The following is a 13,324-nucleotide window of genomic DNA, read 5'->3' on the forward strand; positions in this document are numbered from 1 at the left end:
GAAGGGCCGCATCCCCGGCGACGGGGATGCGGCCCTTCGCCGTCGGCGTCGCGGGACGTCAGGCGACCGCCCCGGCCGTGCCGCGGGCCGCCGCGATGTAGTCGGAGCGGCCCGCCCCGTCGTACAGCGTGATGTCGACGAACGCGCCCTCCGGGATGTCGAAGTCCTTCACCGTGAGGTCCACGGTCTCGGAGGTGCCCGGCGCCGAGAAGGTGCCCAGGTCGTGGTACGAGCCGCCCGACGAGTAGCCGACGGCCACGTAGAAGGTGTCGCCGTCGTTCGTGGTGTCGTACACCCAGAGCTTCTCGTCGTCCGGGTGGAACTCCACCTTGCCCACGAACCAGCCCGCGTCGCTCAGCTCCATCTTGACGGCCGTGCCGCCCGTGTCGTGCGCGAAGGAGGTGCCGTCGAACGGGTCGGTGAGCGTGCCGCCGCTGCACGGGCAGGAGCCGGTCTGGCGGTAGTACGTGGAGACACCGGGGTCGGGATCGTACGCCTGCGCCGGTGCCGCCGTCGCGAACAGGGCCCCCGCCGCCACCAGCGCCCCCGTGACCAGACCCGTGAACCGTGTGCCGATGCTCGTCCGCACGTGCTTCCCCCTTCGACCACACGCGATGACCGCGTGATGAACGCGCGTCGGCCGTGCCCGTCCGGCGCCGGCCGTGACGCCGGCCATTCTGGTGCACGCGTCACCCCCGGGGAACGGGGCGACACGCCGGGGCGGCCGGTTCGGGCCACCGCCCGCACCCGCCGCCCCGCGTCGTGCTCACGGCTCGCTCACGCCAGCAGCTCCACCTCCGCCAGCGTGTGCTCGCCGTCCAGGACCAGCCGGTACTTCGCGTACGTGCCCGGCGAACTCACCGAGAACGCCCGGGTCTGCCGGTCCCAGGCGAAGGACTCGCCCGAGCGCCGGTCCAGGGTCCGCCAGGTGGTGCCGTCGGACGAGCCCTGGAGCGTCCAGCCGGCCGGGGCCTTCGTCCGGTCCGCCGACGAGGTCAGGGTGTACTGGACCGCCTCGACGCCCTTGCCGGACACCGGCAGGTCCACCGACGTCACCGCCGCGTCCGTCGCCGACGTGTCGTCGAAGAGCGCGCCGTCGCCGGACAGAGCGTCCTCACGCGGCGTCGGCACCCGGTCGTCCCGGGTGATCGACACCGGCCCCGCGTCCTCGCCGGTGCCCCACGCGGACGGCTTCGCGCCCATGTCGAACTCCAGGACGCCGCCCTTGGCCAGCAACGAGTGGGGGAGCGAAGTGGACGTCCAGCGCTTGCCGTTGACCTTCAGCCCCTGCACGTAGACGTTCTTCGTGCTGTTCTTCGGAGCCTTCACGACCAGCTCGCGCCCGTTCTCCAGGTGGACGGTCGCCTTGGTGAACAGCGGGGAGCCGACGGCGTATTCGCCGCTGCCCATCACCAGCGGGTAGAAGCCCAGGGAGGAGAAGAGGAACCAGGCCGACTGCTCGCCGTTGTCCTCGTCGCCGTGGTAGCCCTGGCCGATTTCACTGCCGGTGTACAGGCGCTGGAGCACCTCGCGGACGTTCTTCTGCGTCTTGTACGGCTGCCCGGCCGCGTCGTACATGTACAGGGCGTGGTGGGCGACCTGGTTGGAGTGCCCGTACATGCCCATGCGCACGTCCCGCGCCTCGGTCATCTCGTGGATGACTCCGCCGTAGGAGCCGACGAACTCCGGGGAGGCCGTCTCCGGGGTGGCGAGGTACTCGTCGAGCTTGTCGCCGAGGCCGCCCCGGCCGCCGTACAGGTTGGCCAGGCCCCGGCTGTCCTGCGGGGCGGTGAAGGCGTAGCCCCAGCCGTTGGTCTCCGTGTAGTCGTAGCCCCACACGCGCGGGTCGTACTTCTCGGAGTCCACGCGCCAGTTGCCCGCAGCGTCCTTGCCCTGGAAGAAGCCGGCCTTCGCGTCGAACATGTTGACGTAGTCCTGGGCGCGGTCGAGGAAGTACGCGGACTCCTCCTGGTACCGCTTCTCGCCGGTCTCCTTGTAGAGCTTCTCGCCCATCTTCGCGATGCCGTAGTCGTTGAGGTAGCCCTCCAGCGCCCACGACAGGCCCTCGTGCGTGTCCGTGCTGGTGTAGCCGAGGAACGGCGAGGTGGCCATGCCCTTGCGGCCCACGCCCGAGGACGGGGGCACGGCGGTGGCGTTCTTGACGGCCGCGTCGTACGCCGCCTTCGCGTCGAAGTCGACGCCCTTGACGTACGCGTCCGCGAACGCCACGTCCGAGGAGGTGCCGGTCATCAGGTCCGCGTAGCCGGGGGAGGACCAGCGTGAGGTCCAGCCGCCGTCCTTGTAGTGCTGCACGAAGCCGTCGACCAGCTCACCGGCCGTGGACGGCGTCAGGAACGAGTACGCGGGCCAGGTGGTCCGGTACGTGTCCCAGAAGCCGTTGTTGACGTACACCTTGCCGTCCATGACCTTCGAGCCGGTGTGCGTCGGGGTGTCCGCCGCCGGCATCGCCTGGAACGGCGAGGCGTACTTGTAGACGCCGCCGACCTTCTCGTGGCCGGCGTTCGGGTACAGGTAGAGCCGGTAGAGGCTGGAGTACAGGGTGGTCAGCTGGTCGCGCGTGGCACCCTCCACCTCGACCTTGCCGAGGATCCGGTCCCACTGCTTCTGGGCGTTCTTGCGGACCTTGTCGAAGGAGGTGCGCTTCGGGATCTCCTGGCGCAGGTTGTCCTTCGCCTGGTCGACGCCGATCAGCGAGGTCGCCAGGCGCAGGGTGACCGTGCGGTCCTTGCCGGCGTCGAAGCGCAGATGGCCCTTGACACCGGCCGAGTCGCCGCCGGTGACCTTCCGGTCGAACTCGCCGTAGACGAAGAGGCGGGTGGCGCCCGTGGACAGGCCGGACTTGACGTCCGAGTAGCCGGTGAAGGTGCCGTTCTCCTTGTCCAGGGTCAGGCCGGCCTGGTCGGTGACGTTGTCGAAGATCACGCTCGCGTCGTCACCGGGGTAGGTGAAGCGCATGACCGCCGCGTGGTCGGTCGGCGCCATCTCCGCCTTGACGCCGTTCTCGAAGCGCACCCCGTAGTAGTACGGCCGGGCGGTCTCGTTCTCGTGCCGGAAGGCCAGCTCGCGCGCCTCACGGCCGGTGTCGGGGGTGCCGGAGGCGGCGGACGGCATCACCTGGAAGGTCTGCCGGTCGCCCATCCACGGGCTCGGCTCGTGACTCGCGCTGAACGCCTGGAGCGTGGGCAGGTTGTCCGCGTTGTTGCCGCGCGCGTAGTCGTACAGCCAGCTCAGCGAGCCCGCGTTGGTGACCGGCGTCCAGAAGTTGAAGCCATGGGGCACGGCCGTCGCCGGGATGTTGTTGCCGCGCGAGAAGCCGCCGCTGGAGTTGGTGCCGCGCGTGGTGAGCGCGTAGTCGGACAGATGGGCCTCGCGGCGCTCCGGTGCGGCGGCCCTGATGGCGACGTCGTCCAGCCAGCCGCGGAACTTCGCCGGGCCCTCGGCGGAGTCGTACGCCACCAGGATCCGGTCGACGGTCTTGCCGGCCGCGACGGAGCCGATGCCGGACTCGACGGCGTTCCACTGGTTGACGTAGAGGACCTTCGCGGCGCCCTGCCCGGCCGGCGTCAGCGGGAACCCGTGCTGGTCGGTGGCGCCCAGGTCGCTCAGGTAGGTGCCGTCGGTGAAGGCCAGGTCGACGGAGACGTTCGTGGCGTCGTAGTCGAGGTCGCCGTCGGCCATCGACGGGAAGATCCGGTACGACAGCTCGGTGCGGCGGTCGACCTTCACGTCGACGTCGAAGACCTTGTTGTACGAGTACGCCCGGCCGTCCCCGGTGTGCCGGCCGGCGTACCTGAGGGCGCGCTTGCCGGTGAAGCCGGCGCCCGCCTTGGCGGTCGGCGAGCCGCTCGGGCCGCGGTCGACGAGCGAGAGCATGTCCTGGGGGACGGGCGTGTCGCTGTCGCCGGTGGACAGCTGCACGTCGGCGAGCTGGAGGATGTCGCCGCCGTTGTTCTTGGTGACCTCCAGCCGGAAGTGCTGGTACTCGGCCGCCTCGGCGAGGTCGTACGTCTTCGTCTGGAACCGCTCGCCGAAGGACTGTCCCGAGCGGCTGTCGAGCGTCTGCCAGCTCTTTCCGTCCGCCGAGCCCTGGAGCGTCCAGTCCGCCGGGTCCCGCTCGTCGTGGTCGTTGGCCGAGGTGAGCGCGTACCGGGCGATCTTCACCGGCTCGTCCAGGTCGAACTCGGCCCAGCCGGTCGTCTCGAAGGTCAGCCACTTGGTGCTCGGCTCACCGTCGACGAGGTTCTCCTTCACCTCGCCGCCGCCGGTGTTCTCGTCGCTCGCCCGGACACCGGTGACGTGGTCGGTGACGTTGCCCGGTATGCCCGTGCTGTACCCGCCGTCGACGCCTGCGGCGCGCTTGCTGCCGTCGGGGGCCGTCTCCACCGTGTTGAGCCAGTCCGGAGCCGGGTCCTCCGCCTCGAAGGAGGACGCGAACTCCCGGTCGACGGCGGGCGCCGCGGGCAGCGCGACCGCGGCCCCCTGCGAACCCACCGCCACCGCGAAGGCGGTCGCCAGCACGACCGCCGGGCCCCATCTGTGCCGAACTCTGTACCACATGCCCCAGCACCCTCCATGCGCTCCCCGGAAGCGCTTTCCGAGGAAATGGACAACGTTGTCAAATTCGCAGCGCAAGGAACAGTAGCGCGTGAAGAGGCCAGTGATGTCAAGGGTGTTGCGTGTGGCGTACGGGTCCGGTGCCCGGGGGATTTCCTTCAGGGGGCACACGGTCCGCCCATATTTCCGCCAGGTCTCAACTCGGAAAAGACGTGCCGGGAACCATGCATTCGATCTTGCTCCGTCGACCGGAAGTGGACTATACCTGTCGGCCACCGGGGGATCCGTGGGGGGAACCGCGAAAGCACACCGCCAAGGCGCCCGTACAGCAGTATCCGCACTTCCTGCACGACCCAGCGTGACCCGATCGCGGTGCCGGGGAGGATCCGGTTCACCGCCTGAGTCCTGGAGAAGGCGAGGACTTGAGCATGGGATCCACTTCCGCCGAGAACAACCGAACGGGCGTCGGCCGCCGCGATCTGATCAAGCGGTCCGCCGCGCTCGGCCTGGTCTCCGTACCGGCCATGGGCTTCCTGTCCGCCTGCGCGAGCGGCGGCGGGGACGACCAGAAGAAGGCCGAGTCCGGCACGAAGACGGCCAAGAACCCGCTGGCCGTCAACGAGAGCGCCCAGATGGAATTCGTCCTCTTCGACGGCGGCTTCGGCAAGGAGTACGCCGAGGACGCCGTCAAGATCTACGAGAAGAACTTCCCCAAGGCCAAGGTGAAGTTCTCCGCCACCCAGAAGATCCAGTCGACGCTCCAGCCGCGCTTCAACGGCGGCAACCCGCCCGACCTCGTCGACAACTCCGGCGCCGAGCAGATGGACATGGGCGTCCTGGTCGGCAAGAACCAGCTCGCCGACCTCACCCCGCTGCTGGACGCCCCGTCCTACGACGACCCGGGCAAGAAGGTCCGCGACACGCTGCGTCCCGGCATCGTGGAGATGGGTCAGTTCGACGGCGAGAAGGTCTGGATCTTCTACTACGCCTACACGGTGTACGGGAACTGGTACTCCCAGAAGGCCCTGGACTCGCTCGACGCCGAGTACCCGAAGACCTGGGACGAGATGCTCGCGGTCTGCGAGAAGGCCAAGAAGAAGGGCATGGCCGGCTGGACCTACGCCGGCAAGTACCCGTACTACATCCCCTTCTCGATGTACCCGATGATCGGCAAGGTGGGCGGCGTCGAGGTGCTCGACGCCATCGACAACCTCGAGCCGAACGCCTGGAAGCACCCGGCGGTCAAGACGGTCTTCGAGGCCTGGTACGAGCTGTACAAGAAGGGCTACATCCTCAAGGGCACCCCGGGCCTGGACCACATCCAGTCGCAGACCGCGTGGGCCAAGGGCGACGCCCTGTTCCTCCCGAACGGCTCCTGGGTGGAGAACGAGTCCGCCAAGGTCATCCCGGCCGACTTCCAGGTCACCGTCTCCGCCCCGCCCGGCATCGACTCCGCCGACAAGATGCCCTTCGGCACCATCTGGGCGTCCGGCGGCGAGCCCTTCATCGTCCCGGCCAAGGCGGCCAACGGCGCCGGCGGCATGGAGCAGCTGCGCATCATGCTCAGCGAGGCGTCCTCGAAGAACTTCACCGCCAAGGTGAAGTCCCTGACCGCCTACAACGGCGGCACCGACGGCATCGACCTGACCCCGGGCCTCAAGGCCGGCGTCGCGGCCCTGGACCTGGCCGGCACCAATGTGGTGAACCCGCGCCTGCAGGACTGGTACGTGCAGCTCCAGAAGGAGAAGATCGGCGTCTCCGGACTCGGCGAGATGATGGCCGGCCGCCTCACCCCGGCCGAGGCCATCAAGAAGATCCAGGGCTTCGCCGACGAGGCGGCCAAGGACGATTCGATCAAGCACTACAAGCACCAGTGAGGACGCGTCACCAGGGCCCGGCCGGCACCCCGTTGCCGGCCGGGCCCCGGCGGCGCCACCCGCGCGCAGATCGGGGTCGGTAGCAATGCAGCACGGCAAGTACCGGTTCATCGTGGGGTTCCTGGCGGTTCCCCTGGGACTGTACGCGCTCTTCGTCGTCTGGCCGTTCATCCAGTCCATCTACTACTCGTTCACGGACTGGACGGGACTGAGTCCCGAGTTCAAGATGGTCGGCTTCGACAACTACTCGCGGATGCTCGACGACGACATCTTCTGGAAGTCGTTGCAGCACAGCGTGATGTTCGCCCTGCTGGTGCCGCTGGTCACCCTCGGCCTGGCGCTGTTCTTCTCCTTCATGATCAATGTGGGCGGACGCCACCGCCGCGGCGGTCCGGTGATCACCGGTGTCCGCGGCTCCGGCTTCTACAAGATCGTCTACTTCTTCCCGCAGGTGCTCTCGATCGCGATCGTCGCCCTGCTGTTCGCGTTCGCGTACAACCCGGACAGCGGTGCGATCAACTCGCTGCTGCGCGGCATCGGCCTCGACTCGGTCCAGCCGCTGTGGCTCGGCGACCCGAACCTGGCGCTGTGGTGCGTGATGGCGGTGCTCGTCTGGTCCACGGTCGGCTTCTTCGTCGTCCTGTTCTCCGCGGGGATGGCGTCCATCCCGGCGGAGCTGTACGAGGCCGCGCTGCTGGACGGGGCGAACCGCGCGACGACCTTCTTCAAGGTCACCCTGCCGCTGCTGTGGGACACCGTGCAGTCCGGCTGGGTCTACATGGGCATCCTCGCGCTCGGCGCCGAGTCGTTCGCGGTCGTACAGATCATGACGACCGGTCCCGGCGGCCCCGACTACTCGACCACCGTCATGGTCCTGTACGTGTACCAGAAGGCGTTCCGTGACGGTCAGGCCGCCTACGCCACCACGATCGGCGTCGCCCTGCTCATCGTCACGCTGGCCTTCGCCGCCGTCGTGATGCGGCTGGGCCGGCGCGAGCGGCTGGAGTTCTGATCATGAAGACGACCGAGACCCCCGCGCCCGTACCGGCCGAGTCCGGCCCCATCGTCCGCAAGACCGAGGCCCCGCCCGGCGGACTCACCCGGGGGAAGAAGGAGGGCACCACCCTCAACGTCTTCTCCCACGGCGTCCTCGTCATCTGGGCGATCATGGTCGGCATGCCGCTGGTGTGGGCGGTGATGACCTCCTTCAAGGACGACGCATCCATCTTCGGCTCGCCCTGGTCGCTGCCCGGCAAGCTGAACTTCGACAACTGGTCGCGGGCCTGGTCCCAGGCCCACATGGGCGACTACTTCCTCAACACCGTCCTGGTGGTCGGCGGCTCGCTCGTCGGCACCCTGGTGCTGGGCTCCATGGCGGCCTACGTGCTCGCCCGCTTCGACTTCCCGGGCAACCGCTTCATCTACTACTTGTTCATCGGCGGCATGAGCTTCCCGATCATGCTCGCGCTGGTCCCGCTGTTCTACGTCGTGGACAACATGGGCCTGCTGAACACCATCCACGGGCTGATCCTGGTCTACATCGCCTACTCGCTGCCCTTCACGGTGTTCTTCCTCACCGGGTTCTTCCGCACCCTGCCCAGCTCGGTGGCGGAGGCGGCGTTCGTGGACGGGGCGTCCCACACCCGGACGTTCTTCCAGATCATGCTTCCGATGGCCAAGCCCGGCCTGATCAGCGTGGGGATCTTCAACTTCCTGGGGCAGTGGAACCAGTACATGCTGCCCACGGTTCTGAACACCGACCCCGACAAGCACGTCCTCACCCAGGGCCTGGTGCAACTGGCGGTCAGCCAGGGCTACAAGGGCGACTGGTCCGGGCTCTTCGCCGGCCTGGTGATGGCGATGCTGCCGGTGCTGGCCGCGTACATCATCTTCCAGCGCCAGGTGGTCCAGGGCCTCACGGCGGGCGCCCTGAAGTAGCCCCGCCGCCGCTCCCGCGTATGCCGCCCCCGGAGTCCCGGGGGCGGCATACGTGTGCGTGTGCGGGGCACCCGGATGCGGTTCAACCTCTTGACGGGAGGCGACCCGAACGGCTCAGCTTAGAGTTCACTAGTTGGACATGGACGGGGCCTCATCGAAGCGGCCCCGCGCGCAGGAGGTCGTCGTGGAGACTCCCGGGTCGCAGTCGTCGCTGCACCGAGCCAACCTGGAACGGGTCGTACGAGCGGTACGGCTCGCCGGGTCGCTCACGCAGGCGGAGATCGCGAGGACGACGGGTCTGTCCGCGGCGACGGTCTCGAACATCGTCCGGGAACTGAAGGACGGCGGGACCGTCGAGGTCACGCCCACCTCGGCGGGCGGGCGCCGGGCCCGCAGCGTCTCGCTGAGCGGGGACGCCGGCATCGTCATCGGCGTCGACTTCGGGCACACGCATCTGCGCGTCGCGGTCGGGAACCTCGCCCACCAGGTGCTGGCCGAGGAGTCCGAGCCGCTGGACGTCGACGCGTCCTCGGCGCAGGGCTTCGACCGGGCGGAGCAGCTGGTCAGCAGGCTGATCGAGGCCACCGGCGTCGACCGCTCCAAGATCGCGGGGGTGGGCCTCGGCGTGCCCGGCCCGATCGACGTGGAGTCGGGGACGCTGGGTTCGACGGCCATCCTGCCCGGCTGGGGCGGCACCCGGCCCGCCGAGGAGCTGCGGGGGCGGCTCGGCGTGCCCGTGCACGTGGACAACGACGCCAACCTCGGCGCCCTGGGCGAGCTGGTCTGGGGCAGCGGCCGGGGGGTGCGCGACCTCGCGTACATCAAGGTCGCCAGCGGTGTCGGATCCGGTCTGGTGATCAACGGCAAGATCTACCGCGGCCCCGGCGGCACCGCGGGGGAGATCGGGCACATCACGCTGGACGAGGCGGGCCCGGTCTGCCGGTGCGGCAACCGCGGCTGCCTGGAGACCTTCGCGGCCGCCCGCTATGTGCTCCCGCTGCTCCAGCCCAGTCACGGCACGGAGCTGACCATGGAGGGCGTCGTGCGGCTCGCGCGGGACGGCGATCCGGGCTGCCGGCGCGTGATCGCCGACGTGGGCCGCCACATCGGCAGCGGGGTCGCCAATCTCTGCAACCTGCTCAACCCGAGCCGGGTGGTCCTCGGCGGAGATCTGGCCGAGGCCGGCGAGCTGGTGCTGGGCCCCATAAGGGAGTCCGTGGGCCGCTACGCCATCCCCAGTGCGGCGCGTCAACTCTCCGTGCTTCCCGGGGCACTTGGGGGCCGTGCGGAGGTCCTGGGGGCCCTCGCCCTGGCCCTCAGCGAGATGGGCGATTCGACCCTTCTGGACGGAAGTGCGACCGCCGCCCTGCCCGCGGCCACCCCTGCCTTCACTTAGAGAACGGATGGCACCGTTGCCATCTCGTTAAGGATTTACTTCTTGACGTCGCACGTGTGGCCGAGTTGACTTCCAGCCACCTCGGCCGCAACGACGCGGCCTCGTCAGGGAGGTTTCTGAAGTGAACACGCGTATGCGTCGTGCCGCCGTTGCCGTTGCCACCACCGCGATGGCCGTCTCGCTGGCCGCCTGCGGCAGCGCCAAGGAGTCCGGCGACAAGGCGGACTCGTCCGACTCCGCCGCCAAGAAGGGCGACGCGATCAAGGTCGGTCTGCTCCTTCCGGAGAACCAGACCGCGCGCTACGAGAAGTTCGACAAGCCCTTGATCGAGAAGAAGGTCAAGGAGCTCACGAACAACAAGGGCGAGGTCGTCTACGCCAACGCCAAGCAGGACGCCACGCTGCAGGCGCAGCAGGTCGACACGATGGTGACCAACAAGGTCGACGTCCTGATCGTGGACGCGGTGGACTCCAAGGCCATCGCCGGCTCGGTCAAGAAGGCCAAGGACGCGGGCATCCCGGTCGTCGCCTACGACCGCCTGGCCGAGGGCCCGATCGACGCCTACACCTCGTTCGACAACGTGACCGTCGGCAAGACGCAGGGCGAGGCCCTGCTGAAGGCGCTGGGCGACAAGGCCAAGGACGGCCAGATCGTCATGATGAACGGTTCCTCCACCGACCCGAACGCCGCCCAGTTCAAGGAGGGCGCCCACTCCGTCCTCGACGGCAAGGTGAAGGTCGGCCGCGAGTACGACACCAAGGAGTGGAAGCCGGAGAACGCCAACTCCAACATGGAGGGCGCCATCTCCGCCCTCGGCAAGGACAAGATCGTCGGCGTCTACTCCGCCAACGACGGCATGGCGGGCGGCATCATCACCGCCCTGAAGGCCGCCGGCATCAGCAACATCCCGGTGACCGGCCAGGACGCCGAGCTCGCGGGCGTGCAGCGCATCCTCACGGGTGAGCAGTACATGAGCGTCTACAAGTCCTACCCGCAGGAGGCCGCCGTCGCCGGTGAGATGGCCGTCGCCCTCGCCCAGGGCAAGTCGCTCGACTCCATCGCCACGAGCAAGGCCGACAGCGCCACCACCAAGGGCGTTCCGACGGTGCTCGTCCCGGTCGTCTCGCTGACCAAGGACAACATCAACGACACCGTCATCAAGGAGGGCTTCTACACCCTCGACGAGATCTGCGCCGGCAACTACAAGGCCGCCTGCGACAAGGCCGGCCTGAAGTAAGCAGCCGCCCCCGCGCCCGCCGAGCGGGTGCGGGACCGGCTGCACGCAGCTTCCTCCGGTGCCCCGCACCAACAGCCCCGCAAGCTAGGCGGGGCGCCGGACGGAACACCTCCCCCAAACTTCTGCACAACCTCCCGCCGGGTCAGGCGGCGAAGGAGATGGTTCACGTGTCCGCTACGCCCGTGCTGGCGTTGCGCGGGGTCTCCAAGCGATTCGGTGCCGTCCAGGCGCTCACCGACGTAGAGCTTGAGGTCCACGCCGGTGAGGTGGTCGCCCTGGTCGGCGACAACGGCGCCGGAAAATCCACGCTGGTCAAGACGATCGCCGGCGTGCACCCGATCGACGAGGGCGCCATCGAGTGGGACGGCAGGGCCGTCACCATCAACAAGCCGCACGACGCCCAGAACCTGGGCATCGCGACGGTCTACCAGGACCTCGCGCTGTGCGACAACATCGACGTCGTCGGCAACCTCTACCTGGGCCGGGAGCTGCGCAAGCGCGGCGTCCTGGACGAGGTGGAGATGGAGCGCCGCTCGCGCGAGCTGCTGGACACGCTGTCCATCCGCATCCCCAGCGTCCGCATCCCGATCGCCTCGCTCTCCGGCGGTCAGCGCCAGGTCGTGGCGATCGCCCGCTCCATGCTCGGTGACCCCAAGCTGGTCATCCTCGACGAGCCCACCGCCGCCCTCGGCGTCGAGCAGACCGCGCAGGTCCTCGACCTGGTCGAGCGGCTGCGCGAGCGCGGTCACGCCGTCATCCTCATCAGCCACAACATGGCCGATGTGAAGGCGGTCGCCGACAAGGTCGCCGTCCTGCGCCTGGGGCGCAACAACGGCGTCTTCGAGGTCAAGTCGACCTCGCAGGAAGAGATCATCTCCGCCATCACGGGCGCCACGGACAACGCCGTGACCCGTCGTGCGGCACGCACCAATGGGGAGATCCAGAAGTGAGCATCGACAAGACCTCCACCCCCGCGGGGGAGCACGCGGTCGAGAACCCCGAGGCCGCGGCCGCCGCGGTCCCCACGGTCGACCCCCGGCTGCTGGTGCGCGAGCAGGGTCTCGCGGGCTACCTCGACGAGTTCAAGCGGAAGATGAAGGCCGGTGACCTCGGGTCCCTGCCGGTCGTCGTGGGCCTGCTGATCATCTGGGCCATCTTCACCAGCCTGAACTCCAACTTCCTCACCGCCGGCAACTTCTCCGACATGTCGATCGCCATGGTCGGCACCGGCATGATCGCCGTCGGCATCGTCTTCGTCCTGCTGCTCGGCGAGATCGACCTGTCGGTCGGCTCGGTCAGCGGTGTCGCGGGCGCCACCTTCGCGGTGCTGAGCGTCACGCACGGGATGAACGAGATCCTGGCCCTGGTGCTGGCGATCCTCACGGGCACCGTGGCCGGCGCGATCCACGGCTTCGTCTTCGCGAAGATCGGTGTCCCGGCCTTCGCCGTGACCCTGGCCGGCCTGCTGTTCTGGCAGGGCTTCATGCTGCAGATACTCGGCAGCAACGGCACGATCAACCTGCCCGCCGACGGTGTGGTCGCCAAGCTGACCAGCTACTACTTCACCGACGTGGCCGCCGCCTACGGCCTGGCGATCGTCGTGACCGCGGGGTACTTCGTCACCGCGTTCCTCGACAACCGCCGCCGTGCGGCCGCCGGGGTGCCGTCCCGGCCGCTGAACGAGATCATCGTGCGCACGGTGCTGCTGGCGGTCCTGGCCTTCGCCGTGGCGATCGTCTTCAACCAGTACAAGGGCCTGCCCCTGGCCGTGGTGATCTTCCTGGCGTTCCTGCTCTTCACGGACTTCGTGCTGCGCCGCACCGCCTACGGTCGCAAGATCTACGCACTCGGCGGCAGCGTCGAGGCGTCCCGCAGGGCCGGCATCAACGTCGACCTGGTCCGTATCTCGGTCTTCGCGATCGCCGGCACCTTCGCCGCGATCGGCGGCCTCTTCGTCGCCTCCAAGATCGCCTCCGCCAACCAGGGCGCGGGCACCGGTGAGTTCCTGATGAACGTCATCGCCGCCGCCGTCATCGGCGGCACGTCCCTCTTCGGCGGCCGCGGCCGCACCTGGGACGCGCTGCTCGGTGTCATGGTCATCATCTCGATCCAGTACGGCCTCGCCCTGGAGGGCATCGCCTCGCCGGTCCAGTACATGATCACCGGTGGCGTGCTGCTGGCGACCGTCGTCATCGACGCGGTCACCCGCAAGACGCAGAAGACGGCCGGCCGCGCCTAGCGCCGCACGGCCGACGGCGGTCCGCCCGCCCCACCCATCTGAGCCGTGGGAGGGGCGGGCGG

General features: G+C 68.8%; 9 protein-coding genes. 7 read left to right on the top strand and 2 right to left on the bottom strand.

The genetic code is table 11. The features are described 5' to 3' along the window. Positions 1-58 precede the first annotated feature (58 nt). Both AB0E77_RS17265 and AB0E77_RS17270 read right to left on the bottom strand, forming a co-directional pair. Positions 59-589, bottom strand: a complete 531-nt coding sequence (locus AB0E77_RS17265) for a hypothetical protein (RefSeq protein ID WP_361570981.1) — start codon at positions 587-589, stop codon at positions 59-61. Positions 590-777: 188 nt separating this feature from the next. Then, a complete protein-coding gene (locus AB0E77_RS17270) occupies positions 778-4,578 on the bottom strand; it encodes a GH92 family glycosyl hydrolase (protein ID WP_361570984.1) in 3,801 nt (1,266 codons plus the stop codon). A 425-nt stretch (positions 4,579-5,003) separates the two neighbouring features. On the opposite strand from AB0E77_RS17270, the gene ngcE reads away from it, so the two are divergent. From ngcE to AB0E77_RS17305, 7 genes are all read left to right on the top strand, one after another. Further along, positions 5,004-6,452, top strand: a complete 1,449-nt coding sequence (gene ngcE, locus AB0E77_RS17275) for an N-acetylglucosamine/diacetylchitobiose ABC transporter substrate-binding protein (protein WP_361570987.1) — start codon at positions 5,004-5,006, stop codon at positions 6,450-6,452. An 85-nt stretch (positions 6,453-6,537) separates the two neighbouring features. Continuing rightward, positions 6,538-7,464, top strand: coding sequence for a sugar ABC transporter permease (locus AB0E77_RS17280; RefSeq protein ID WP_361570990.1), 927 nt, complete (start codon positions 6,538-6,540; stop codon positions 7,462-7,464). A 2-nt stretch (positions 7,465-7,466) separates the two neighbouring features. Beyond that, positions 7,467-8,390: a carbohydrate ABC transporter permease gene (locus tag AB0E77_RS17285; protein ID WP_361570993.1), complete on the top strand. Its 924-nt coding sequence runs from the start codon at positions 7,467-7,469 to the stop codon at positions 8,388-8,390. Between the two features lie 184 nt (positions 8,391-8,574). Continuing rightward, positions 8,575-9,786 carry an ROK family transcriptional regulator gene (locus AB0E77_RS17290; RefSeq protein WP_361570996.1) on the top strand — a complete coding sequence of 404 codons (1,212 nt, stop codon included), beginning with the start codon at positions 8,575-8,577 and terminating at the stop codon, positions 9,784-9,786. A 133-nt stretch (positions 9,787-9,919) separates the two neighbouring features. Next, positions 9,920-11,023, top strand: a complete 1,104-nt coding sequence (locus AB0E77_RS17295) for a sugar ABC transporter substrate-binding protein (protein ID WP_361571342.1) — start codon at positions 9,920-9,922, stop codon at positions 11,021-11,023. 158 nt (positions 11,024-11,181) lie between these two features. Beyond that, entirely contained in the window at positions 11,182-11,973 is a 792-nt protein-coding gene (locus AB0E77_RS17300; protein ID WP_361570999.1) for an ATP-binding cassette domain-containing protein, read from the top strand. After that, positions 11,970-13,262, top strand: coding sequence for a sugar ABC transporter permease (locus AB0E77_RS17305; protein ID WP_361571002.1), 1,293 nt, complete (start codon positions 11,970-11,972; stop codon positions 13,260-13,262). Before AB0E77_RS17300 ends, AB0E77_RS17305 begins: the two co-directional genes overlap by 4 nt. Positions 13,263-13,324 lie beyond the last annotated feature (62 nt).

The sequence above is a fragment of the Streptomyces sp. NPDC032940 genome (genome assembly GCF_040636935.1).
Classification (GTDB): domain Bacteria; phylum Actinomycetota; class Actinomycetes; order Streptomycetales; family Streptomycetaceae; genus Streptomyces.